The organism is Variovorax boronicumulans, from assembly GCF_009811375.1.
Lineage (GTDB): Bacteria > Pseudomonadota > Gammaproteobacteria > Burkholderiales > Burkholderiaceae_C > Variovorax > Variovorax boronicumulans.
Genome location: NZ_BKDH01000002.1, coordinates 479,991 through 504,251, shown reverse-complemented (window position 1 = coordinate 504,251; position 24,261 = coordinate 479,991). Strand labels below are relative to the sequence as shown.

At 68.0% G+C, this 24,261-nt stretch carries 23 protein-coding genes; 16 read left to right on the top strand and 7 right to left on the bottom strand.

Annotated elements, in window-relative coordinates; translation table 11 throughout:
• The first annotated feature begins 28 nt into the window (after positions 1–28).
• The 3 genes from argB to VHAB30_RS22205 all read left to right on the top strand — a co-directional run bounded on the left by argB (position 29) and on the right by VHAB30_RS22205 (position 2,733).
• On the top strand, positions 29–922 hold the full coding sequence (gene argB, locus VHAB30_RS22215; protein WP_062471140.1) for an acetylglutamate kinase: 894 nt from the start codon (positions 29–31) through the stop codon (positions 920–922).
• A gap of 88 nt (positions 923–1,010) precedes the next feature.
• Positions 1,011–1,661, top strand: a complete 651-nt coding sequence (gene slmA, locus VHAB30_RS22210) for a nucleoid occlusion factor SlmA (RefSeq protein ID WP_062471138.1) — start codon at positions 1,011–1,013, stop codon at positions 1,659–1,661.
• 187 nt (positions 1,662–1,848) lie between these two features.
• Positions 1,849–2,733, top strand: coding sequence for a DMT family transporter (locus VHAB30_RS22205; protein ID WP_159278645.1), 885 nt, complete (start codon positions 1,849–1,851; stop codon positions 2,731–2,733).
• Here VHAB30_RS22205 and VHAB30_RS22200 read toward each other — a convergent pair.
• The 6 genes from VHAB30_RS22200 to VHAB30_RS22175 form a co-directional block, all read right to left on the bottom strand.
• Positions 2,730–3,788 (bottom strand): malate/lactate/ureidoglycolate dehydrogenase, encoded by a 1,059-nt coding sequence (locus tag VHAB30_RS22200; protein WP_159278644.1) that lies wholly within the window; start codon positions 3,786–3,788, stop codon positions 2,730–2,732. The genes VHAB30_RS22205 and VHAB30_RS22200 overlap by 4 nt on opposite strands.
• A 77-nt stretch (positions 3,789–3,865) precedes the next feature.
• Positions 3,866–5,392 carry a UxaA family hydrolase gene (locus tag VHAB30_RS22195; protein ID WP_159278643.1) on the bottom strand — a complete coding sequence of 509 codons (1,527 nt, stop codon included), beginning with the start codon at positions 5,390–5,392 and terminating at the stop codon, positions 3,866–3,868.
• 47 nt (positions 5,393–5,439) lie between these two features.
• Positions 5,440–6,834 (bottom strand): TRAP transporter large permease, encoded by a 1,395-nt coding sequence (locus VHAB30_RS22190; protein ID WP_159278642.1) that lies wholly within the window; start codon positions 6,832–6,834, stop codon positions 5,440–5,442.
• Positions 6,835–6,865: 31 nt separating this feature from the next.
• Complete coding sequence (locus VHAB30_RS22185) at positions 6,866–7,423, bottom strand: TRAP transporter small permease (RefSeq protein ID WP_070060225.1); 558 nt, start codon at positions 7,421–7,423, stop codon at positions 6,866–6,868.
• 9 nt (positions 7,424–7,432) lie between these two features.
• Positions 7,433–8,443 carry a sialic acid TRAP transporter substrate-binding protein SiaP gene (locus VHAB30_RS22180; RefSeq protein ID WP_070060224.1) on the bottom strand — a complete coding sequence of 337 codons (1,011 nt, stop codon included), beginning with the start codon at positions 8,441–8,443 and terminating at the stop codon, positions 7,433–7,435.
• Between the two features lie 47 nt (positions 8,444–8,490).
• Positions 8,491–9,198 (bottom strand): FadR/GntR family transcriptional regulator, encoded by a 708-nt coding sequence (locus tag VHAB30_RS22175; RefSeq protein WP_159278641.1) that lies wholly within the window; start codon positions 9,196–9,198, stop codon positions 8,491–8,493.
• A 165-nt stretch (positions 9,199–9,363) separates the two neighbouring features.
• Here VHAB30_RS22175 and VHAB30_RS22170 point away from each other — a divergent pair, with 165 nt between their 5' ends.
• Genes VHAB30_RS22170 through VHAB30_RS22160 form a run of 3 tightly spaced genes read left to right on the top strand, consistent with a single transcriptional unit; the run spans position 9,364 to position 11,734 of the window.
• Positions 9,364–10,098, top strand: a complete 735-nt coding sequence (locus VHAB30_RS22170) for an SDR family oxidoreductase (protein WP_062471114.1) — start codon at positions 9,364–9,366, stop codon at positions 10,096–10,098.
• Positions 10,095–10,850 carry an SDR family NAD(P)-dependent oxidoreductase gene (locus VHAB30_RS22165; RefSeq protein ID WP_159278640.1) on the top strand — a complete coding sequence of 252 codons (756 nt, stop codon included), beginning with the start codon at positions 10,095–10,097 and terminating at the stop codon, positions 10,848–10,850. The genes VHAB30_RS22170 and VHAB30_RS22165 overlap by 4 nt, the downstream gene beginning before the upstream one ends.
• Before the next feature lie 35 nt (positions 10,851–10,885).
• The gene (locus VHAB30_RS22160) at positions 10,886–11,734 is read left to right on the top strand and encodes a fumarylacetoacetate hydrolase family protein (protein WP_159278639.1); all 849 of its coding nucleotides are present in this window, start codon (positions 10,886–10,888) and stop codon (positions 11,732–11,734) included.
• Here the strand turns inward: VHAB30_RS22160 and VHAB30_RS22155 are convergent.
• Positions 11,724–12,611, bottom strand: a complete 888-nt coding sequence (locus VHAB30_RS22155; RefSeq protein ID WP_159278638.1) for a LysR family transcriptional regulator — start codon at positions 12,609–12,611, stop codon at positions 11,724–11,726. The genes VHAB30_RS22160 and VHAB30_RS22155 overlap by 11 nt on opposite strands.
• A 108-nt stretch (positions 12,612–12,719) precedes the next feature.
• On the opposite strand from VHAB30_RS22155, the gene VHAB30_RS22150 reads away from it, so the two are divergent.
• The 10 genes from VHAB30_RS22150 to VHAB30_RS22105 all read left to right on the top strand — a co-directional run bounded on the left by VHAB30_RS22150 (position 12,720) and on the right by VHAB30_RS22105 (position 24,060).
• Complete coding sequence (locus tag VHAB30_RS22150; protein WP_159278637.1) at positions 12,720–13,478, top strand: SDR family oxidoreductase; 759 nt, start codon at positions 12,720–12,722, stop codon at positions 13,476–13,478.
• Positions 13,479–13,627: 149 nt separating this feature from the next.
• A complete protein-coding gene (locus tag VHAB30_RS22145; RefSeq protein ID WP_070060219.1) occupies positions 13,628–14,332 on the top strand; it encodes a TetR/AcrR family transcriptional regulator in 705 nt (234 codons plus the stop codon).
• A gap of 75 nt (positions 14,333–14,407) precedes the next feature.
• Positions 14,408–16,204: an acyl-CoA dehydrogenase C-terminal domain-containing protein gene (locus VHAB30_RS22140; RefSeq protein WP_070060218.1), complete on the top strand. Its 1,797-nt coding sequence runs from the start codon at positions 14,408–14,410 to the stop codon at positions 16,202–16,204.
• Positions 16,205–16,247: 43 nt separating this feature from the next.
• Entirely contained in the window at positions 16,248–16,682 is a 435-nt protein-coding gene (locus VHAB30_RS22135; RefSeq protein ID WP_062471092.1) for a DUF2147 domain-containing protein, read from the top strand.
• A gap of 458 nt (positions 16,683–17,140) precedes the next feature.
• Complete coding sequence (locus tag VHAB30_RS22130; protein ID WP_159278636.1) at positions 17,141–19,540, top strand: 3-hydroxyacyl-CoA dehydrogenase/enoyl-CoA hydratase family protein; 2,400 nt, start codon at positions 17,141–17,143, stop codon at positions 19,538–19,540.
• 11 nt (positions 19,541–19,551) lie between these two features.
• The gene (locus VHAB30_RS22125) at positions 19,552–20,751 is read left to right on the top strand and encodes an acetyl-CoA C-acyltransferase (protein ID WP_062471086.1); all 1,200 of its coding nucleotides are present in this window, start codon (positions 19,552–19,554) and stop codon (positions 20,749–20,751) included.
• A 130-nt stretch (positions 20,752–20,881) separates the two neighbouring features.
• Positions 20,882–21,787 (top strand): alpha/beta hydrolase family protein, encoded by a 906-nt coding sequence (locus VHAB30_RS22120; RefSeq protein WP_159278635.1) that lies wholly within the window; start codon positions 20,882–20,884, stop codon positions 21,785–21,787.
• A 32-nt stretch (positions 21,788–21,819) separates the two neighbouring features.
• Positions 21,820–22,659, top strand: coding sequence for an acyl-CoA thioesterase (locus tag VHAB30_RS22115; RefSeq protein WP_159278634.1), 840 nt, complete (start codon positions 21,820–21,822; stop codon positions 22,657–22,659).
• 5 nt (positions 22,660–22,664) lie between these two features.
• On the top strand, positions 22,665–23,411 hold the full coding sequence (locus VHAB30_RS22110) for an SDR family oxidoreductase (protein WP_095949525.1): 747 nt from the start codon (positions 22,665–22,667) through the stop codon (positions 23,409–23,411).
• 55 nt (positions 23,412–23,466) lie between these two features.
• The gene (locus VHAB30_RS22105; RefSeq protein ID WP_159278633.1) at positions 23,467–24,060 is read left to right on the top strand and encodes a 2-hydroxychromene-2-carboxylate isomerase; all 594 of its coding nucleotides are present in this window, start codon (positions 23,467–23,469) and stop codon (positions 24,058–24,060) included.
• Positions 24,061–24,261 lie beyond the last annotated feature (201 nt).

Sequence of the window (24,261 nt, the reverse complement as noted above, 5' to 3'; positions counted from 1 at the left end):
CGTCCACCGCTTTGGAGCCTGACCGCCCATGACCGACCCCGTCCTCAACATCCCTCCGCGCGACAAGGCCGAGATCCTGGCCCAGGCGCTGCCGTACATCCGCAAGTTCCACGGCAAGACCATCGTCATCAAGTACGGCGGCAACGCCATGACCGACCCCGCGCTGCAGGCCGACTTCGCCGAAGACGTGGTGCTGCTCAAGCTGGTCGGCATGAACCCGGTGGTGGTGCACGGCGGCGGCCCGCAGATCGAGGCCGCGCTGAACAAGCTGGGCAAGAAGGGCAGCTTCGTGCAGGGCATGCGCGTGACCGACGCCGAGACCATGGAAGTCGTCGAATGGGTGCTGGCCGGCGAGGTGCAGCAGGACATCGTGGGCCTGATCAACCAGGCCGGCGGCAAGGCCGTGGGCCTCACGGGACGCGACGGCGGCCTCATTCGCGCGCAGAAGCTCAAGCTGGCCGACCGCACCGACCCGAACGTGCACCACGACGTGGGCCAGGTCGGCGACATCGTCTCCATCGACCCCAGCGTGGTCAAGGCGCTGCAGGACGACGCCTTCATTCCCGTCGTGAGCCCCATCGGTTTCGGCGAGGAGAACGAGAGCTACAACATCAACGCCGACGTCGTCGCCGGCAAGCTGGCCACGGTGCTCAAGGCCGAGAAGCTCATGCTGCTGACGAACACGCCCGGCGTGCTCGACAAGAACGGCAACCTGCTCACCAACCTGAGCGCGCGCGAAATCGACGACCTGTTCGCCGACGGCACCATCTCGGGCGGCATGCTGCCCAAGATCGAAGGCGCGCTCGACGCGGCCAAGAGCGGCGTGAACGCGGTGCACATCATCGACGGCCGCGTGCCGCATGCGATGCTGCTCGAGATACTGACCGACCAGGCCTACGGCACGATGATCCGGGCGCGTTGAGCGCCCTCCGCGTGCCTTCCGTCGGCGGAAGGCGCGCGCTCACTGCGCTGTGCGAGAATCAATTGATTACATCTTTGCACGCGCTCCCATGCAGAACGAAGAGACAGCTGCCCCCGGCGTAGAGACCCCGGCCGACACGCCCGCCGCCGCACCGACGCGCAAGCGCCCCAAGCCGGGCGAACGGCGCGTGCAGATCCTGCAGGCGCTGGCCGCCATGCTGGAGCAGCCCGGTGCCGAGCGGGTCACCACCGCCGCGCTGGCCGCGCGGCTCGAGGTGAGCGAGGCGGCCCTGTACCGCCACTTCGCGAGCAAGGCCCAGATGTTCGAGGGCCTCATCGATTTCATCGAGCAGAGCGTCTTCACGCTGGTCAACCAGATCCTCGAGCGCGAAGGCGCCACCGGCAGCCAGCAGGCGGCCCGCATCCTCGTGCTGCTGGTGCAGTTCGCCGAGCGCAACCCCGGCATGACGCGCGTGATGGTCGGTGACGCGCTGGTGTTCGAGAACGAACGCCTGCAGCAGCGCATGAACCAGTTCTTCGACAAGATCGAAGCCACGCTGCGCCAGGTGCTGCGCGGCGCGGCCGCCGCCGACGGCTCGGCCACGCCCAGCGTCGACGCCCAGGTGCGCGCCGCGGCGCTCACGGCCTTCGTGGTCGGTCAGCTGCAGCGCTTTGCGCGCTCGGGTTTCCGCCGGGCACCGTCGGAACACCTGGAAGCCACGATCGCCCTGATCGTCTGAAGGCGAGGCCGGCAGGTCCGGCACCGCACCGCTGAACTCGACGCGGCCCCTGGCGGCGCGTACGATCAATTTCCTCCCTTGCCGCCACGCGGTGCCGCGGTGACAAGCCCGTTTCGCATGACCTCTGGATCGGAGGCTCGCATGAGTGCTTGTCCTTCCCGCCGCCGCTGGCTTTCCGGGGCGCGCCATGCCTGATGCCGCCGCTGCCCGCCCGGCCCTTTTCCTGCACGTTGCCGCGCTCACCGCCGTCGCCATGGTCGCGTTCGCGGCCAACTCGCTGCTGTGCCGGCTCGCGCTGCAGCACGGCGGCATCGACCCCGCCAGCTTCGGCAGCATCCGGCTCGCGTCGGGGGCGATCACGCTGGCGCTCGTCGTGCGCTTCCGGGCGCAGCCGTCGGCGCTCGGGCGCACCGGCTGGCTCCCGGCCGTCATGCTGTTCGCGTACGTCGCGTTCTTCTCCTTCGCGTACCTCAGCCTCCCGGCGGGCACGGGCGCGCTGATCCTCTTCGGCGCGGTGCAGCTCACGATGCTGGGCGCGGGCCTGGGCGGCGGCGAGCGCTTCGGGGTGCTGGCGTGGTGCGGCTTTGTCCTTGCGGCGGCCGGCCTCGTCTACCTCGTGTCGCCGGGCGTTGCCGCGCCGCCGCTGCTGGGCGCCGTGCTGATGGCGGTGGCGGGCGTGGCGTGGGGCGTGTATTCGCTGCGCGGACGGGGCGTGGCCGACCCGCTGGCCGCGACCGCTCGCAACTTCCTGCGCGCCGTGCCGCTGGCCCTGGCTTTGAGCCTGGTGTTCGCCACGCGCGCGCATGCCGATGTGCGCGGCGTCGCGTTGGCCGTGGCCTCCGGTGCGCTGACCTCGGGGCTCGGGTACGTGGTCTGGTACGCGGCACTGGGCCGGCTGTCGGCCTTGCAGGCGGCCACGGTGCAACTGTCGGTGCCGCTGCTGGCGGCGTTCGGCGGCGTGCTGTTCCTGTCGGAAGCGATCACGCCGCGGCTGGCGCTCGCCTCGGTGGCGATCCTTGGCGGCATCGCGCTGGTGCTGAGCCAGAAGTCGCGCCAGGCGGCGCGGCGCTAGGCGACGGCCACGCCCACCTTGGCGCCGGCGGCGACGATCTCGCCCCAGGTCGCGTCATCGACCCACACCCCGTCGCGCCGGCGTGCCGCGCGCGCCCGGCGCTCCGGCTCGCCCGCGATCTGCACGGCCTCGAAGCCCTGGCCCGGCGGGCTTTGCCGCAGCCAGCCGATGAACTCGCGCGCCTCCTCGTCGAAGGCCTTCTGCGTGCCGAGCTTCACGGGGTCGATCAGCACCGTCAGCATGCCGTTGAGCACCGTGCGCGCCGTGTCCGCGGGCCGGTGCCAGGTGCCGCCGCCCGTGAGCGCGCCGCCCAGCAGCTCGCAGGCCACGGCCATGCCGTAGCCCTTGTGCTCGCCGAAGGTCATGAGTGCGCCGAACAGGCCGTTGCCCTGCGGCACCACGACCACGCCCGGGTCGTTGGTGGGCGCGCCGCGCTCGTCGATGAGGTAGCCGTCGGGCACCTGCTCGCCCTTGTTGTGGGCCACGCGCATCTTGCCCTGCGCCACGCGGCTGGTCGCGTAGTCGAGCACGAAGGGCTCGGCGCCCGCCAGCGGAATGCCGATGCAGCACGGGTTGGTGCCGAAGCGCCCGTCGCCGCCGCCCCAGGGCGCCACCACGGGCCGCGAGAGCACGTTGACGAAGTGCATCGCCACCAGCCCCTGCGCCGTCGCCATCTCGGCGAAATGCCCGATGCGCCCCAGGTGGTGCGCGTTGGCGAGCGTGAAGATGCAGCTGCCGTGCTGCTTCGCGCGCGCGATGCCGAGCTCCATCGCCTGCACGCCGACGATCTGCCCGTAGCCGTGCTGGCCGTCCAGGCCCATCAGCGTGCCGATGTCGAGGTTGACCTTCACGGCGGCGTTGGGCACGAGCCCGCCCTCGGCCACCGCATCGATGTAGCGCGGCAGCATGCCCACGCCGTGCGAGTCGTGCCCGCTGAGGTTGGCCAGCACGAGGTTGGCGGCCACCTGCTGTGCTTCGGCGGCCGTGCTGCCCGCCGCTTCGAGGATGCGGGCGACGTTGGCTTGCAGGCCGTCGGCCGGCAGGGTTCTGGACATGGATCAGGCTCCTCTTGCGTTCAAGGTGATGGCGTGGCGGTGGCCGAAGGGGCGGGCGGGCAGGGGCTGCGTGGGCCTCACATCACCGCGCCGACTTGCCACGGCACGAACTCGTTCTGCCCGTAGCCGTGCTGTTCGCTCTTCGAGTGCGCGCCCGAGGCCGTGGCCAGCACCAGCTCGAAGATGCGCTGGCCCATCTCCTGGATCGAGGCCGTGCCGTCGACGATCTCGCCGCAGTTGATGTCCATGTCTTCTTCCTGCCGCTGCCACAGCGCCGAGTTGGTCGCCAGCTTGAGCGAAGGCGAGGGCGCGCAGCCATAGGCCGAGCCGCGACCGGTCGTGAAGCAGATCAGGTTCGCGCCGCCGGCCACCTGGCCCGTGGCGCTCACCGGGTCGTAGCCCGGCGTGTCCATGTAGACGAAGCCGTGCGCGGTGACGGGCTCCGCGTATTCGTACACCGCTTCGAGGTTGCTGGTGCCGCCCTTGGCGACCGCGCCCAGCGACTTCTCGAGGATGGTCGTGAGCCCGCCCGCCTTGTTGCCCGGCGAGGGGTTGTTGTTCATCTCGCCTTCGTTGATCTCGGTGTAGTGCTCCCACCACTTGATGCGGTCCACCAGCTTCTGGCCCACCTCGCGCTTCACCGCGCGGCGCGTCAGCAGATGCTCGGCGCCGTACACCTCGGGCGTCTCGCTGAGGATGGCCGTGCCGCCGTGCGCCACCAGCAGGTCGACCGCCGCGCCCAACGCCGGGTTCGCGCTGATGCCCGAGTAGCCGTCGGAGCCGCCGCACTGCAGCCCGATGGTGATGTGCGCCGCGCTGCACGGCTCGCGCTTCACGGCGTTGGCGCGCGGCAGCATTTCATTGATGAGCGCCACGCCTTTCTCGACCGTCTTGCGCGTGCCGCCCGTGTCCTGGATGTTGAAGGTGCGGAAGTTCTCGCCCTCGGCCAGGTGGCCGGTCGCGAGCCAGGCGTTGATCTGGTTCGCCTCGCAGCCCAGCCCGACGACGAGCACGCCCGCGAAGTTCGGATGCGTGGCGTAGCCCGTGAGCGTGCGTTCCAGGATCTGCATGCCCATGCCCTGCGTGTCCATGCCGCAGCCCGTGCCGTGCGTGAGCGCGACCACGCCGTCGACATTCGGAAACGCGGCGAGCGCCTGCGGATTGGTCTTGCGCGAGAAGTGGTCGGCAATGGCGCGCGCGGCCGTGGCCGAGCAGTTCACGCTGGTCAGCACGCCGATGTAGTTGCGCGTGGCCACGCGGCCGTCGGCGCGGCGGATGCCCATGAAGGTGGCCTCGCGCTTCGCGGGCGCGGGCTTCACGTCGGCGCCGAAGGCGTAGTCGCGTTCGAAGTCGCCCTTGTCGGGGCCCATGTCCAGGTTCTGCGTGTGCACGTGCTCGCCGGCGGCGATGGGCTTGCTCGCGAAGCCGATGATCTGGTTGTAGCGGCGCACCGGTTCGCCCTGCGCGATGGCGCGCATGGCGACCTTGTGGCCCGGCGGGATCAGGCCGCGCACGGCCACGTTCTCGACGAGCGTGCCGCCCAGCAGTTGCGAGCGCGCGATGACGACGTCGTCGGCGGGATGGAGTCGGATGTAGGGGGTCATCGTGGGTATCGTTCTCGGAGCCGGCGCGGGTGCGCCGGCGGTGGTCGTTACTGCATGATCTTCGGCAGCCACAGCACGGTGGCAGGCCAGTAGGTGATGATGCCCAGGCTCAACAGCAACGGCACCAGCCAGGGCAGGATCGCCATCGTCGTGCGCTCGATGCTGAGGTTGGCGATGCGTGCCAGCACGAACAGCACCATGCCCATCGGCGGATGCAGCACGCCGATCATGAGGTTGAGCACCATCACCACGCCGAAGTGCACCGGGTCGATGCCCAGCTGGTTCGAAATCGGCAAGAGGATCGGCACCAGGATCGTGATGGCCGCGGTGGTCTCCAGGAAGCAGCCCACGAACAGCATCAGCAGGTTCGCGAGCAGCAGGAACACCCAGGCTTCCTTGGTGAAGTTGAGCACCCAGCTCGCGATGTCGGCCGTGACGCCGGTGGCCGTCAGCATCCAGCCGAAGATCGAGGCGGCCGCCACGATGAAGAGCACCGTCGAGGTCGACTCCACCGTCTCCAGGCAGACCTTGACGAACATCTTCCACTGCAGCGTGCGGTACCAGAAGAAGCCCAGCACCATCGCCCACACGCAGGCGGCAATGGCGCCTTCGGTGGCGGTGAACAGGCCCGTCGCCATGCCGCCGATGAGCAGCACCGGCGTCATGATCGGCAGCACCGCCTCGAACTTGAAGACCTTGTCGGCCGCGAAAAGAACCACCAGCGCAATGGCCACCGCCGGTTGGGCCGGCGCGCCGAACTTGTCGACCGCGAACCACAGCAGCGTGGGCCACAGGCACACCACCAGCAGCTCGACCAGCGCCTTCATGAGGCGCGGCCACTGGAACTTCACGTCCGCGCCCCAGCCGTTCTTGTGCGCGTAGTAGGCCACCGTGAGCATCATGAGCAGCGTCATGATCAGCCCCGGCATCAGTCCCGCGATGAACAGCGCACCCACCGACACGTTGGCCATCATCCCGTAGATCACGAAGGGCAGGCTCGGCGGAATGATCGGGCCCAGCGTGGCCGAGGCCGCGGTCACGCCGACCGCGAATTCGGTCGAGTAGCCGTGTTCCTTCATCGCCTTGATCTCGATCGTGCCCAGGCCCGCCGCGTCCGCGATGGCGGTGCCGCTCATGCCCGAGAAGATCACCGAGCCCAGGATGTTCACGTGCCCCAGGCCGCCCTTGAGCCAGCCCACCAATGCGAGCGCGAAGTTGTAGATGCGGTTGGTGATGCCGGCGTTGTTCATCAGGTTGCCGGCGAGGATGAAGAAGGGAACGGCCAGCAGCGGAAAGCTGTCGACGCCGCTCACCATGCGGTGAATGACGACGAAGCCCGGCAGGTTGCCGCTCCAGAGGATGTAGACCAGCGAGGCACCGGCCATGGCCACGGCGACCGGGATGCCGGCGCTCATGAAGAGCAGGAAGGCGATCTTCAGCATGTTGTTGTCGTGATGGAGTGGGGTTGCGACCTCAGCGGTCGTCGATCGTGGATTCGGGCCGCTCCAGCACGCAGTAGCCGCGGCGCCAGTGCACCACGCTCACCTGCACCGAGCGCACGCACATGGCGACGAAGCCCAGCAGGCACACGCCGTAGACGATGTTCATCGGCAGGTCGACGATGGTCATGCTCGCGTTGTTGCCGATCTTGAGCATCATCTGCACCGTCATGACCACGGCCGCCGCGAAGAACGCCGTGCGCAGCACGTCGACCAGCAGGCCCAGCGCGCGGCCCATGGCCGGCGGCATGTGGCGGTAGAAGAAGTCGACCTGGATGTGGTTGTTGCGCGCCACGCCGATCGACGCGCCCACGAACACCGTGCCCACCAGCAGGTAGCGCGCGATCTCCTCGGTCCAGGAGGCCGAGTCGTTCAGCACGTAGCGCGTCACGAACTGGTAGAGCACCGTGAGGCCCAGCACCCAGAAGATGCCCAGGGCGGCCCAGGCCTCCACGGTGGTGCCGGACAGGTCGACGGCCTCGTCCTTGGCGTGGAACTCGCCGTCGTCGCCCAGCAGCTTGTCGTCGCTCATCGTGTGGCCTTACTTGATCGCGATGATGCGGTCGTAGTCCTGCTGGCGGTAGCCGTGGTCGGTGGGCTTGGTGTTCTTGAGCACGGCCTCGCGGAACGCGCCCTTGTCGACCGTGATCACGTTGTTGCCCTTCTTCTTGAACTCCTCCACCAGCCGGGTCTCGGAGGCGATGATCTCGCGGCCGGTTTTTTCGGCGGCTTCCTGCATCACGTCGTTGAACATCTTCTTCTCGTCGGCGCTGAGCTTGGCCCACAGCTGGCCCGAGACCACGGTGAGCAGCGAGTCGACGATGTGGCCGGTCAGCGAGATGTTCTTCTGCACCTCGTAGAACTTCTTGGCCTCGATGGTGGGCAGCGGGTTCTCCTGCGCATCCACGGTGCCGCTTTGCAGAGCCAGGTAGACCTCGGCGAAGGCGATCGGCGTGGCGTTGGCGCCCAGCGACTTGGGGAAGGCCAGGTAGGCGGGCGCGTCGGGCACGCGGATCTTCAGGCCCTTCATGTCCTCGGGCTTGCTCACCGGCTTGGCCGCGCTCGAGGTGACGTGGCGCGCGCCGTAGTAGTTGAGCGCCGTGATGTGGTTGCCGGTCTTGTCGTCGTAGCCCTTGGCGAGCTCCTTGAACACGTCGCTCCTGGCGTACTTCAGCTGGTGCTCCGCGTCGCGGAAGATGAACGGAAAGTAGGTGATGGCCAGCGGCTTGTAGCTGTTGCCCGCGAAGCTCGCGCCGGTCAGCACGATGTCGACCGTGCCCAGCGTCAGGCCCTGGTTGATGTCGGCTTCCTTGCCCAGGCTGGAGGCCGGGAACACCTGGATGTCGTACTTGCCGTTGCTGCGCTTCTTGATCTCTTCGGCCGCCCACACCGAGTACTTGTGGAAGGGCTCCGAGGTCTCGTAGACGTGCGCCCACTTGAGCTTGGTCTGCGCCGAGGCGATGCCCGATACGCCCAGCGCGCCGGCCGCGAGGGCGCAGGCGGCCAGGGCCTTGAGGGCGGTGCGTTTGCTGTTCTTGCTGCTGCTGATCATGGGGTGTGTCTCCGTTGTAGTGAACTGGCAGGAAGGCTGGCGAGAAATCAGGCGGGCTTGGCGCGGCGCCAGCTCGCGCTGAAACGGTGGTGCGAGTTGTCCATGTGCGTGTGCATCGCGCTGCGCGCGGCGTCGGCGTCGCGCGCGGCAATGGCGTCGCGGATCGCCTCGTGCTCGGTGATGGCGGCGCGCCACGAGGTCACGGTCTCGAAGTAGCCGCCCAGCCGCGTGAAGATCGGGCCGCGGCGCGAATCCCAGAAGCCCTGCACCGTCTCGACCAGCACCACGTTGCCGCTGGCGCCGACGATGGCCAGGTGAAAGGCGCGGTCGCCGTCCAGCGGCATGACGTTTCGGTCGGCCATCTCGCGCATGGACGCGATGGCGCGCGTCATCGCGTCCACGTCCTTGCGCTTGCCCGAGAGGGCGGCGATGGCGGCGGTCTCGCCCTCGATCACGCGGCGCGCGCGGATCAGCTCCAGCGGCCCCCACTCGGTGGGCGCCACCGGCGCGCTGGCGCGGTGCGAGCGGTCGAGCACGTACACGCCGGAGCCGGTGCGCACCTCGACCCAGCCCTCGACCTCCAGCGCGATGAGCGCCTCGCGCACCGAGGGCCGGCTCACGCCGAGCTGCTTGGCCAGGTCGCGCTCGGCGGGCAGGCGCGCGCCCACGTCGAACTCGCCCTTGGCGATCAGCCCCCGGAGCTGGTCGGCAATCTGGCGATAGAGGCGTTGGGGTTCGACGGTCTGGAGCGGCACGGGAGCAGGGTGTGGGTGCGGGCGAGGCGGTGGATCGGCTTAAGGGTTGTCCTGAATTGGACAAGTGGTAAGGCCAATTCAGAATACGGCGATTCACAGATGTCACCCATCGGGCCTAACCCGAACCCACCCCGCATCCGCAGAACACCCCAGGAGACACCGACCATGAGATTGAAGGGAAAGACCGTGCTCGTCACCGCCGCCGGCCAGGGCATCGGCCGCGCCAGCGTGCTGGCGCTCGCGGCCGAGGGCGCCCATGTGTGGGCCACCGACGTCAACGAGCAGCTGCTGTCGGCCTATGCCGGCGTGGCGAACGTCACGGCCCTGAAGCTCGACGTGCTCGACAAGGCCGCCATCGGCGCGGTCGTGGCGCAGCTGCCCACGCTGGACGTGCTGTTCAACTGCGCGGGCGTGGTGCACAACGGCACCATCGAGCAGGCCGGTGACGACGACCTCGACTTTGCCTTCCGCCTCAACGTGCGCGCCCAGATGTGGACCATCCAGGCCGTGCTGCCCGGCATGCTCGCGGCCGGGCGCGGCAGCATCATCAACATGGCCAGCGTGTGCTCCAGCATGAAGGGCCTGCCCAACCGCTTCGTCTACGGCACCACCAAGGCGGCGGTGCTCGGCCTCACCAAGAGCGTGGCGGCCGACTACGTGGCGCGTGGCATCCGCTGCAATGCCGTGTGCCCGGGCACGGTCGACACGCCCTCGCTGGGCGATCGCATCAACGCCAACGCCGACCCCGAGGCCGCGCGCAAGGCCTTCGTGGCGCGCCAGCCCATGGGCCGGCTCGCGCAGGCCGAGGAGATCGCGCCGGTGGTGGTGTTCCTGGCCAGCGACGAATCCATCTTCGCCACCGGCCAGTACTTCACGGTCGACGGCGGCATCACGATATGAACCGGCTCGATTTCGAAGGCCGCCACGCCGTGGTCACCGGCGGTGCCACGGGGCTGGGCTTCGGCATCGCGCAGCGGCTCGTCGCCTCGGGCGGCAGCGTCACGCTGTGGGACCGCGACGAGGCCGCCGCCGGGCGCGCGGCCGAAGCGCTGGGCGCCAAGGCCTTCGCACTGAAGGTCGACGTGACGCAGCAGCCCTCGGTCGCGAAGGCCGTGGCCGCCACGCTCGCGCACGCGCCGCGCATCGACGCATTGGTCAACAGCGCCGGTATCACCGGGCCCAACGTCAAGCTGTGGGACTACCCGGTGGACGACTGGCGCCAGGTGATGGAGGTCAACGTCAACGGCGTGTTCCTGTGCTGTCGCGAGGTGGTGGCGCAGATGCGCAGGCAGGGCGCGAAGGGCGAGGGCCGCATCGTCAACATCGCCTCGGTGGCGGGCAAGGACGGCAACCCCAACGCCAGCGCGTACAGTGCGAGCAAGGCCGCCGTCATCGGGCTCACCAAGTCGCTCGGCAAGGAGCTGGCCGACACCGGCATCCGCGTGAACTGCGTGACGCCCGCGGCGGTGAAGACCGCCATCTTCGACCAGATGACCCCCGACCACATCGCCTTCATGCTCTCGAAGATTCCCATGGGCCGCTTCGGCACCGTGGAAGAGGTGGCGGCGATGGTCGGCTGGCTGTGCACCGACGATTGTTCGTTTTCCACCGGCGCGGTCTTCGACCTCTCCGGTGGCCGCTCCACCTACTGACCCCATTCCCTATTTCAATGCACTGAAAGGAACGCATGAAACTCGTCCGCTACGGCAACCCCGGCAAAGAGAAGCCCGGCCTCATCGACAACGAAGGCAAGCTGCGCGACCTGAGCGCCGTCGTCAAGGACATCGGTCCCGACCAGCTCGGCGATGCCGCCCTTGCCAAGCTGCGCAAGACCAAGGTCGACAAGCTGCCGCTGGTCAAGGGCAAGCCACGCTTCGGCAGCCCCGTGGCCAACGTCGGCAAGTTCATCGCCATCGGCCTGAACTACGCCGACCACGCGGCCGAGTCGGGCCTGCCGGTGCCCAAGGAACCCATCGTCTTCATGAAGGCCACCAGCTGCATCCAGGGCCCGAACGACCCGGTGATGCTGCCCAAGGGCTCGGTCAAGTCCGACTGGGAAGTCGAGCTCGGCGTGGTCATCGGCACGAAGGCGCGTTATGTGTCGCAAAAGAGCGCACTCGACTACGTGGCCGGCTACTGCACCATCAACGACGTGAGCGAGCGCGAATACCAGATCGAGCGCGGCGGCACCTGGGACAAGGGCAAGGGCTGCGACACTTTCGGCCCCATCGGCCCCTGGCTCGTCACCCGCGACGAGATCGAGAACCCGCAGAAGCTCGCGATGTGGCTCGACCTCAACGGCCAGCGCGTGCAGACCGGCAGCACCAAGACCATGATCTTCAGCGTGGCCAAGCTCGTGAGCTACGTGAGCCAGTTCATGACGCTGATGCCCGGCGACGTGATCACCACCGGCACGCCGCCCGGCGTCGGCATGGGCATGAAGCCGCCGCTGTTCCTGAAGAAGGGCGACGTGATGACGCTGGGCATCGAAGGCCTGGGCGAGCAGCGCCAGGACGTGGTGCCCTTCAAGCTCTGAGCACGCGCACCAGCTCGTCGTACACCAGCCGCACGCGCGCCGGCACCGGCGCGCGCTGCGGGCGGTAGACGTGGATCGGCCAGGGCTCCGGCGCCTCGGCCGCCAGCACCTCCACCAGTGCGCCCGATTGCAGCCACGGCTGCGCCAGCGGCCCGATGAGCTGGCCGAAGCCGATGCCCGCCAGCACCGCGGCGCATTCGGCGTCGATGTTGTCCGTCACGAACGCGGGCGACGACACGGTGAACACCCGCTTCTTGCTGAACGCCCACGGCCAGGGCCGGCCCGAGCTGTGGTCGATCAGCGCCGTCACCGGCAGCCCGGACAGCGCATCGACGGTGCGCGGCGCACCGACCCGCTCGATGAGTGCAGGTGATGCCACCACGCACAGCGACATCTTTCCCACACCCCGGGCCACGAAGCGCGCGTCGCGCATCGGGCCGACGCGCACGCCGAGGTCGATCTGCTGGTCGACCACGTCGGCATGCTGCTCCGACAGCCGCAGGTCGAGCACCAGCCCGGGATGCTGCGCCAGCAGCGGCGCCAGCGCCTGCGGAATCAGCCGGGCGTACACATGCGGCGCCGTGACCCGCACCGTGCCCGTGTGCTGCGACAGCGCGCGCCGGTCGATGCGGTGAAAAAGTTCGTCCACGCCGCCCACGGCCACGCGGGCGCGCTCGGCCAGCTGGCGCCCGAAATCGGTGAGCTGCACGCCGCGTGTGCTGCGGTGAAAGAGCGGCTCGCCCAGTTCTTCCTCGAGCTCGCGCACGGCGCGCGTTACCACCTGCGGCGACACCGACAGGCGCACGGCCGCCTCGCGGAAGTTGGCGGCATCGGCAGCGGTGAAGAACACGCGCAGGGCTTCGAGGCGGTTGGACATGGAGTGTTCCTTTTTTGGGAATTCTGAAGTCGCCAGAGTTTCATTTACTGGAACGCGTGGATTTTCCACACTGCATGCACTTCTTCAACACACCCCAAGGAAATTCCCATGACCTCCATTCAAGACAACATCCAGGGCAAGGTCGCCATCGTCACCGGCGCCAGCAGCGGCCTGGGCGAATCGACGGCGCGCCACCTGGCCGCGCGCGGCGCCAAGGTGGTGCTCGCGGCCCGCCGCACCGACCGGCTCGACCAGGTCGTCGCCGAGATCCGCGAGGCCGGCGGCGACGCCATCGCCGTGGCCACCGACGTAGCCAAGCGTGCCGATCTGGAAAAGCTCGCTGCCGCCACCGTCGAGGCCTTCGGTCGCATCGACGTGCTGGTCAACAACGCGGGCGTGATGCCGCTGTCGCCGCTGGACAAGCTCAAGGTCGACGAGTGGGACCGCACCATCGACGTCAACATCAAGGGCGTGCTCTACGGCATCGCCGCCGTGCTGCCGCGCATGCAGGCGCAGGGCAGCGGCCACATCGTGAACGTCGCGTCGATCGCCGGGCTGAAGGTGTTCACGCCCATCGGCACCGTCTACAGCGCGACCAAGCACGCGGTGCGCGCCATCTCCGAAGGCCTGCGCGTGGAGGTGGGCAACAGCGGCGTGCGCGTGACCATCGTGTCGCCCGGCGCCGTGGATTCGGAACTGAAGTTCGGCAGCAGCGACGTCGAGAGCGCCGCCGGCGTGAAGGCCTTCTACGACGCCAACCAGATTCCGGCCGACTCGGTGGCGCGCGCCATCGTCTACGCGGTGGAGCAGCCGGCGAACGTGGACATCAACGAGGTCGTGCTGCGGCCCGTGTCGCAGGAGTTCTGATCCCGCCGGGCAAGGGTGCGGCCCCCTGGCGGCCGCCCCTTGCTTTGGCTAACCTTTATTAACCCACCGCGGCCCAAGGTCATTTGCGGTCAAAAGTGCAAAGCCCCTGCAAAATAGAACGACCGTTCGTTTTATTCGGAGCTTTCACGATGTCTGCCACCGCCGTTCCCGCCAAGCCGGCCCGCGCCGCCCCCAAGGGCCAGCAGACCAAGGCCATCATCGTCGACGCCGCACTGGCGCTGGCCGCACAGATCGGGCTCGAGGGCCTGTCGATCGGCGCCGTGGCCGAGATCACCAAGATGAGCAAGTCGGGCGTGTTCGCCCACTTCGGCTCGCGCGAGGAACTGCAGATTTCGGTGGTGCGCGAATACCACGCCCGCTTCGAGCAGGAGGTGTTCTTCCCCGCCCTGCAGGCGCCCCGCGGCCTGCCGCGCCTGCGCGCCATGTTCGCCAACTGGATGAAGCGCACCTCGACCGAGATCGACTCGGGCTGCATCTACATCAGCGGCGCTTCCGAGTTCGACGACCGCCCGGGCCCGGTGCGCGACGCGCTGGTCGAGTCGGTCAGCATCTGGCAGGCCGCCGTGCTGCGCGCCATCGTGCAGTCCAAGACCGAAGGCCACCTGCGCGCCGACGCCGACGAGCGCCAGGTCGGCTTCGAGATCCACGGCCTGATCCTCGCGCTGCACTACGAAGCCCGCTTCCTGCAGGTGCCCGGCTCCATCGGCCGCGCCAACGTCGGCTTCGACAACATCCTTGCGCGCGCCGCCACGCCGGACGCGCCGCCTGCCTCCAATGCCGCCGAGTCCGCGCCCGCTGCGCGCGGCACGCGCCGCCTCAAGACCGTGCGCTGAGCGCCACGGCGGCCCGCTTCGTTTTTCCGTTTTCGTTTTTTCCAATCTATCTAGCTTCGACCAGGAGAGTCCCGGATGCCTACCTACAACCCCCCCGTGCGTGACATGCAGTTCGTGCTGCACGAAGTGCTCAACGTCGCCGAGGAACTCAAGGCACTGCCGGCCCACGCCGAGACCGATGCCGACACCATCAACGCCGTGATCGAAGAGGCCGGCAAGTTCGCCGCCGAAGTCACCTTCCCGCTGAACATCAGCGGCGACGAAGAAGGCTGCGTGCTCGACAAGGCCACGCACGAAGTGAAGACGCCCACCGGCTTCAAGGACGCCTACGCCAAGTACGTCGAAGGCGGCTGGCCCGCGCTGTCGTGCGACCCGGCCTTCGGCGGCCAGGGCCTGCCCTTCGTGGTGAACCAGTGCCTGTTCGAAATGCTCAACAGCGCCAACCAGGCCTGGACCATGTACCCGGGCCTGTCGCACGGCGCCTACGAGGCACTGGCCGCGCACGGCACCGACGACCAGAAGAAGACCTACCTGCCCAAGCTCACGAGCGGCGAGTGGACCGGCACCATGTGCCTGACCGAACCCCATTGCGGCACCGACCTGGGCCTGCTGCGCACCAAGGCCGAGCCGCAGGCGGACGGCACCTACCGCATCACCGGCAGCAAGATCTTCATCTCGGCCGGCGAGCACGACATGACGAGCAACATCATTCATCTGGTGTTGGCCCGCCTGCCGGACGCGCCCAAGGGCAGCAAGGGCATCAGCCTGTTCGTGGTGCCGAAGTTCCACGTCAAGGCCGACGGCTCGCTGGGCGAGCGCAACCCGATCTTCTGCGCCGGCCTGGAGCACAAGATGGGCATTCACGGCAACGCCACCGCGCAGATCGTGATCGAAGGCGCCACCGGCACGCTGGTGGGCGAGCCCAACAAGGGCCTGGCCGCGATGTTCGTGATGATGAACGCCGCCCGCCTGGGCGTGGGCAACCAGTCGCTCGGCCTGACCGAAGTGGCCTACCAGAACGCCCTGGCCTACGCCAAGGACCGCATCCAGATGCGCTCGCTGTCGGGCGTGAAGGCCAAGGACAAGGAAGCCGACCCCATCATCGTGCACCCCGACGTGCGCAAGATGCTGCTCACGGCCAAGGCGTATGCCGAAGGCGGTCGCGCGCTGCAGATCTTCTGCACGCTGCTGCTGGACAAGGAACACAACCACCCCGACGAGAAGGTGCGCAAGGACAGCGGCGAGCTGGTCGCGCTGCTCACGCCCATCGTCAAGGCCTTCATCACCGACAACGGCCACATCGCGACGAACTCGTGCATGCAGGTCTTCGGCGGCCACGGCTTCATCAAGGAATGGGGCATGGAGCAGTTCGTGCGCGACAACCGCATCAACATGATCTATGAAGGCACCAACACCATCCAGTCGCTGGACCTGCTGGGCCGCAAGATCCTGGGCAACAACGGCGCCTCGCTGAAGAAGTTCGGCAAGCTCGTCGCCAAGCTGGTGGAAGAAGAAGGCGTGAACGAGAAGATGGCCGAGTTCATCAACCCGATCGCGATGCTGGGCGACCAGCTCACCAAGTTCACCACCGAGATCGGCTTCAAGGGCTTCCAGAACCCCGACGAAGTGGGCGCCGCCGCCGTCGACTACCTGCGCGTGGCCGGCCACTTCGTGTTCGGCTACCTGTTCGCCCGCATGGCGCAAGTGGCCCTGCGCGAAATCGCCGCCGGCAACAACGATCCGTTCTACGTCGCCAAGCTGCAGACCGCACGCTTCTACTTCGCCAAGCTGTTCCCCGAGACCGTGATGCTGATGCGCACCGCGCGCGCCGGCAGCAAGGTGCTGATGGACACCGACGCAGCACTCGCTTAAGCGACACACAGCCTTTCTTCATCGACCCACCGGGAGCCCGCTCATGAAAGCAACGCTTGCAGCCGTCTTGTTCACCGTCACCGCCGTCTCGGCCATGGCCCAGAGCACGCCGGTGGGCCTGTGGCGCAACGTCGACGACAAGACCGGCGAGGCCAAGGCCGAGATCCGCATCGCCGACGCCAACGGCGCGCTGCTCGGTCGCATCGAGAAGTCGTTGAAGAAGGACACCAAGCCCGACGCCACCTGCGACGAATGCGCCGACGACCGCAAGGGCAAGCCCATCGCGGGCCTGGAGATCATCCGCGGCGGCAAGAAGGCCGAGGGCAAGGACGTCTGGGAAGGCGGGAAGATCCTCGACCCCGAGAACGGCAAGGAATACCGCGCGAGCTTCACGCCGATCGACGGCGGCAAGAAGCTGGAAGTGCGCGGCTACCTCGGCCCCTTCTGGCGCACCCAAACCTGGAACCGTGTGCAGTAAGTGCGCAACGGAGGCCATGTGACATGAGCGTCTCATCTGGAAAGTTGATCGGTGGCCTTGCCCTCGTGGCGGTTGCTGCTGGTGCGGCCGCTGTCATCTTCTTTCTTGGGATATTCGCAACTGTCCCCATTGCTACCGGGTACAGAGGCGCCTCGGCGACATTCCCGTGGTGGGTCGGTTTCGGTTGGGCGATCTGCGGTCTGTTTGGTTTGGGAGGACTGGTTCTCCTTGCGAACTCACTGGCAGCAGACGAATCGCCACCGACATCAGGTGCCGAATCGGACTCGGCATAGCGCGTCATCGATGCAGCGGAGATTCCCTTTTGTTCTTGATAGCTTGACCCACTCCCGTGCTGCTCACTTCGTGTAGCAGCCTCCCCTCAAGGGGCAACACCAGCGGTCCGGCCAAACCGGTTCCGCGGTGTTCCCCGAACTGATTCATAACTTCGAAACTCAGCCATGTCCCGATTTCAAGTGAAGAAGGTCGCCGTGCTCGGCGCCGGCGTGATGGGCGCGCAGATTGCCGCCCACCTCGTCAACGTGCGCGTGCCCGTCGTGCTGTTCGACCTGGCCGCAAAAGAAGGCCCGAAGAACGGCATCGTCACGCGCGCCATCGACAACCTCAAGAAGCTCAAGCCCGCGCCCCTGGGCGACGTGGCCGACGCAGGCCTGATCGAGCAGGCCAACTACGAAGACGACCTCGCCAAGCTCGGCGAGTGCGACCTCATCATCGAGGCCATCGCAGAGCGCATGGACTGGAAGCTCGATCTCTACAAGAAGATCGCGCCGCACGTGGCCAAGCATTCGATCCTGGCCTCGAACACCTCGGGCCTGTCGATCACCAAGCTCAGCGAAGCGCTGCCTGAAGCTCTGAAGCCGCGCTTTTGCGGCATTCACTTCTTCAACCCGCCGCGCTACATGTTCCTGGTGGAGCTGATCAACACGCCCACCACGCAACCCCAGGTGCTCGACGACCTCGAGGCCTTCGTCACCAGCACGCTCGGCAAGGGCGTGGTGCGCGCGCACGACACGCCCAACTTCATCGCCAACCGCGTCGGCATCGCCGGCATGCTGGCCACGCTGAAGGAAGTCGAGAAGTTCGGCCTCACGCCCGACGTGGTGGACGACCTCACCGGCAAGAAGCTGGGCCGCGCGAGCTCGGGCACCTTCCGCACCGCCGACGTGGTGGGCCTGGACACCATGGCCCACGTCGTGAAGACGCTGCAGGACAACCTGAACGCCGAGACCGATCCGTTCTACGCCAACTTCGCGACGCCGCCGGTGCTCGCCAAGCTGCTGGAGCTGGGCAACCTGGGCCAGAAGACCAAGGCCGGTTTCTTCAAGAAGGCCGGCCGCGACATCCTGCGCTTCGACCTGAAGAGCGGCGAGTACGTGCCCGCCGGCGCGAAGGCCGACGAGGTGTACGGCCGCATGCTCAAGAAGCCCGCGGGCGAACGCCTGAAGCTGCTTCGCGAGAGCGAAGGACCGCAGGGCCAGTTCCTCTGGGCCATCCTGCGCGACGGTTTCCACTACGCCGCCGTGCACCTGGCCGACATCGCCGAGAGCGCGCGCGACATCGACTTCGCGATGCGCTGGGGCTTCGGCATGAAGCAGGGCCCGTTCGAACTCTGGCAGGAAGCCGGCTGGGCGCAGGTCGCCAAGTGGGTGCAGGAAGACATCGACGCGGGCAAGGCGCTGAGCACGGCGCCGCTGCCCAAGTGGGTGTTCGAAGGCCCGGTCGCGCAAGCCGGCGGCGTGCACACGCCTGAAGGCTCGTGGAGCGCGTCGCAGAACAAGTTCGTGCCGCAGCGCAAGCTGCCCGTGCACGACCGCCAGCTGTTCCCCGAGAGCGTGCTCGGCGCGAACGCGGCCGATGCCAACACCGCCGGCACCACGATCAGCGACGAAGGCGATGTGCGCGTGTGGACGCTCGACGGTGAAGTGCTCATCGCGAGCATCCAGTCGAAGATGCACGCCATCAGCCCCGACGTGGCCGAGGCCCTGGGCGCCGCGGTCGACCTGGCCGAAGCCGAATACAAGGGCCTGGTGATCTGGTCGCCCGACGAGGTGTTCTCGGTCGGCGCCGACCTGCAGGCGATGCTGCCGGCCTTCGTGGTCGCGGGCATCGGCGCGGTCGAAGGCGCGGAAGAAGAGCTGCAGAACGTCATGCTCAAGATCCGCTACGCCAACGTGCCGGTGATCTCCGCCGTGCGCGGCATGGCGCTGGGCGGCGGCTGCGAGCTGGCCATCCACTCGGCCAAGCGCGTCGTCGCGATGGAAAGCTACATCGGCCTGGTCGAAGTCGGCGTGGGCCTGATCCCCGGCGCGGGCGGCCTGACCTACATCGCACGCCGTGCCGCCGAGAACGCATCGGCTTCGACGGGCACCGACCTGCTGCCCTTCCTCACCGAAGGCTTCACCGCCGCGGCGATGGCCAAGGTCGGCACCGGCGCGCTCGATTCGAAGAAGCTGGGCTACCTGCTCGACAGCGACGTGATCGTGCCGAACAAGGACGAGCTGCTCTACGTGGCACTGCAGCAGGCCAAGGCCATGGCCGACGCCGGCTACCGCCCGCCGCTTCGCCGCACCTTCCGCGTGGCGGGCCGCAGCGGCGCCGCGACGATCAAGGGCCAGCTCGTGAACATGCGCGACGGCGGCTTCATCAGTGCGCACGACTTCCACATTGCCAGCCTGATCGCGAACGTGGTCACCGGCGGCGACGTGGACGCGGGCTCGCTCGTGACCGAGGAATACCTGATGACGCTGGAACGCAAGGCGTTCTGCTCGCTCATCGTGCACCCCAAGACGCAAGAGCGAATCATGGGGATGCTCAGCACCGGCAAGCCCGTGCGCAACTAAGGACAGATTTCATGAGCAAGCAAGTACAAGACGCCTACATCGTCTCCGCCACCCGCACGCCCATCGGCAAGTCGCACCGCGGCTACTTCCGCAACTACCGTCCCGATGACCTGCTCGCGACCACGCTGAAGGCAGCACTCGCGGCAGTTCCCGGCCTCGACCCCAAGGCCATCGAAGACATCATCTGCGGCTGCGCGATTCCCGAATCGCAGCAGGGCCTGAACGTCGCGCGCATCGGGGCAGTGCTGGCCGGCCTGCCGACCAGCATCGGCGGCATCACCGTCAACCGCTTCTGCGCCTCGGGCCTGTCGGCCGTGCAGATGGCGGCGGACCGCATCCGCGTCGGCGAGGCCGACGTGATGATCGCAGCCGGCGTCGAGAGCATGAGCATGGTGCCGATGATGGGCAACTCGCCCTCGCTGTCGCCCTCCATCTTCGAGCGCGAAGGCGACGTGGGCATCGCCTACGGCATGGGCCTCACGGCCGAGAAGGTCGCGCAGCAGTGGAAGGTGAGCCGCGAGGCGCAGGACGCGTTCGCGCTCGCCTCGCACCAGAAGGCACTGGCCGCGCAGGCCGCCGGAAAGTTCGCCGACGAGATCACACCGATCGAAGTGACCGACCGCACGCCGAACCTGGAAACCGGCGAGTCGATCGCCAAGACCCGCACCGTGAGCCTGGACGAAGGCGCGCGCCCCGACACCAGCATCGAAGGCCTGGCCAAGCTGCGCACCGTGTTCGCCGCGCGCGGCACGGTGACGGCCGGCAACAGCTCGCAGACCTCGGACGGCGCGGGCGCGCTGATCCTGGCGAGCGAGAAGGCCATCAAGCAGTACGGCCTCACGCCGCTCGCACGCTTCGTGAGCTTCGCCAGCAAGGGCGTGCCGCCGCACATCATGGGCATCGGCCCGATCGAGGCGATTCCGGCTGCGCTGCGCTATGCGGGCCTGAAGCACGAGGACATCGACTGGTTCGAACTCAACGAAGCCTTCGCCGCGCAATCGCTCGCGGTGATGAACACGCTGGGGCTCGATCCGTCGAAGGTCAACCCGATGGGCGGCGCGATTGCACTGGGCCACCCGCTGGGCGCGACCGGCGCGATCCGCGCAGCCACCGTGGTGCACGCGCTGCGCCGCGAGAAGCTGAAGTACGGCATGGTCACGATGTGCGTGGGCATGGGCCAGGGCGCTGCAGGAATTTTTGAAAGGGTTTGAGCTAACCCCCAGTCTTCGCGCACTTCGTGTCGCTTCGCCAACCCCCTTGCAGGGGGCGACACCAGCGGCCCGGCAAAGCCGGTTCCGCGGTGTCTCGCGAAGGGACCGTGTCTGTTTTGAGGAGAAGGGCATGCAACAGCAGGTTCTGCCGGTCGACGCCGGCGCCCACGTGGCGGTGCGCCGCTACGACCCCGCCGGCGCACCGCGCGCCAGCATCGTCATCGGCGGTGCGATGGGCGTGCGCCAGTCGTTCTACGAGCCCTTCGCGCACTGGCTCGCGGGGCAGGGCCTGCGGGTCTGGACCTTCGACTACCGCGGCAGCGGCGACTCGCTCGGCGATGCGCCGCTGCGTGGTTTCCAGGCCGACCTGTTCGACTGGGCGCGCGACTACGAGGCGGTGATCGACGCCGCGAAGGCCGCGCTGCCCGACGAGCCGCTGTACCTGCTGGGCCACAGCCTCGGCGCGCAGCTGCCGGGCTTCCTGCAGCGGCCCGGGCAGGTCGATGGCCTCGTGAGCATCGCGGCCGGCAGCGGCTACTGGCGCGAGAACGCGCCGAAGCTGCGGCGCAGCATCCTGTATTTCTGGTTCGTGCTGGTGCCGCTGGCCACGCGCCTGTGGGGCTACTTCCCGGGCCGCAAGCTGAAGAAGGTCGGCGACCTGCCGCGCGGCGTGATCCTGCAATGGCGCCGCTGGTGCCTGAACCCGCGCTACAGCGTGGGCGCCGAAGGCGAGCCCGCGCTGCAAAGCTATGCACGCGTGCGCTTCCCGGTGCTCGCGCTCTCGATGACCGACGACGAACTGATGACGCACGCCGGCACGCGCAGCCTCGTGAGCTTCTACGCGGGCGCGCCGAGCGCGGTCGAGCGCATCGCGCCGGCCGACGTGCAGGCGCGGCGCATCGGCCACTTCGGTTTCTTCCGCGAGCAATTCAGCCAGAGCCTGTGGCCGAGCACGCTCGACAAGCTGCATCGGCTTGCCGCGCTGACCGCGCCTGCGGCAGTGCAGCACGCCAACGTCCCGCACACGACTGCGTGACGTCATCCTCCGCAGGCACACTGGCGATCACCATGAGCAGCACGACCCCACACCCCCTCGACAAAGCCCTGGCCCTGCACCACAGCGACATCCGCGTGGGGCACTTCACGGGCACCACGAGTCCCGACTACTGGAACATGGTCGGCCCGTTCGGCGGCACCACCGCGGCGCTCGCGCTGCAGGCGGTGCTCAAGCACCCCGACCTGCTCGGCGCGCCCATCGCGCTGACCGTCAACTACGCGGCCGCGCTCGGCGAGGGCGCGTTCGACATCCAGGCCACCGCCGTGCGCACCAACCGCTCAACGCAGCACTGGACGGTGACGATCACGCAGCCCGGCGCCGATGGCACGGCGAACATGACGACCACCGCCACCTTGGTCACGGCCGCGCGCCGCGACACCTGGAGCCAGGCCGACCTCACGATGCCCGAGGCGCCGAAGCCCGAAGCCGTCGATCGCATCCGCATCGGCCCGTCGGGCGTGGCCTGGCTCGAGCAGTACGAGATGCGCCCCTTCAGCGGCGGCATTCCCGCCAAGTGGGACGGCAGCCTGCAGCACAGCGAAACGCGCCTGTGGGTGCGCGACGCGCAGGCCCGCCCGCTCGACTTCGCCTCGCTCGCCGCGTTGAGCGACGTGTTCTACCCGCGCGTGTGGCTGCGCCGTGCCACGCACGTGCCCGCGGGCACGGTGTCGATCACCACCTACTTCCATGTCGGAGCCGCCGAGTTGGCCGAGGTCGGCACGGGCTACCTGCTGGGCTGCGCGGCGGGGCAGCAGTTCTTCAACGGCTTCTTCGACCAGAAGGCGCAGCTGTGGAGCGAGAAGGGGGCGTTGCTGGCCACGTCGAACCAGATCGTCTACTACAAGGAATGAACGTCATGGCGCTCACCAAGGCTGCATTGATCGTCGGCGCGGGCGACGCCACCGGCGGCGCCATCGCCCGCCGCTTCGCGCGCGAGGGCTACGCCACCTGCGTCACGCGGCGCAGCCTCGACAAGCTGCAGCCGCTGGTGGCGCAGATCGAGGCCGACGGCGGCCGGGCCCACGCCTTCGCCTGCGACGCACGCAAGGAAGAAGAAGTGGTGGCGCTCATCGAGCAGATCGAATCGACCGTCGGGCCGATCGAGGTGATGGTGTTCAACATCGGCGCGAACGTGCCCGAGAGCATCCTCACCGAAACCGCGCGCAAGTACTTCAAGGTGTGGGAGATGGCCTGCTTCTCGGGCTTCCTCAACGGCCGCGAAGTGGCCAAGCGCATGGTGGCGCGCGAGATGCCCGCCGGCGGCCACCGCGGCACGATCATCTTCACAGGTGCGACGGCCTCGCTGCGCGGCGCGGCCAACTTCGGCGCCTTCTCGGGCGCCAAGATGGCCCTGCGCGCGTTGGCCCAATCGATGGCGCGCGAGCTGGGGCCGCAGGGCATCCACGTCGCGCACGTCGTGGTCGACGGCGCCATCGACACCGAGTTCATCCGCAGCAACTTCCCCGAGCGCTATGCGCTGAAGGACAGCGACGGCATCCTGAACCCGGACCACATCGCCGACAGCTACTGGATGCTGCATGCGCAGCCGCGCGATGCGTGGACGCACGAGCTGGACCTGCGCCCCTGGTCCGAGAAGTTCTGACCGGCGCCGCGCTACGCATCGCATCGCGGCGCACAGCCCCAAGGAGACGACACCCATGACGAAATCCGTCGCGTTCTATTTCGACGTCGGCAGCCCCGCCGCCTACCTGGCCGCCACGCAGCTGCCGCACGTGTGCGCCGACACCGGCGCCGAACTGGTCTGGAAGCCCATGCTGCTGGGCGGCGTGTTCCAGGCCACGGGCAACCATTCGCCCGCCGAGATCAAGGCCAAGGGCCCGTACCTCACGACCGACCTGCAGCGCTTCGCGAAGCGCTACGGCGTGCCCTTCGTGCACAACCCGCACTTCCCGATCAACACGCTGCTGCTGATGCGCGGCGCCACCGGCGTGCAGATGAAGATGCCCGAACGCTTCGGTGCCTACATCGACGCGGTGTTCCATGCCATGTGGGTCGAGCCGAAGAACCTGAACGACCCCGCGACCGTCGGCGCCGTCTTGCAAAATGCAGGCTTCGACGCCGCGGGCCTGCTCGCGTTGGCCGGCGCGCAGGAAGTGAAAGACCGCCTCAAGGCGGTCACGCAGGAGGCGGTGGAGCGCGGCGTGTTCGGCGCCCCCACCATGTTCGTCGGCGACCAGATGTACTGGGGCCAGGACCGCCTCGATTTCGTCCGCGAATCGCTCGAAGCTTGAGAAAGTGTGAACGAACCCGCCATGTCCGCTCATCCCGCCCAGACACGCCCCCTCGGCGTTGCAAATGCTCGCCATAGCCCGAGCTATGGCTGCGCTTTGCGCCTTGAGGGGCCGCGCCTGGGCGGGCTGCTCGGCCACGCCGGATTCATTCACACCTTCTGAGCGCGTCGCCCCCCGTTTTACCTACCCAAGGATCTTTCC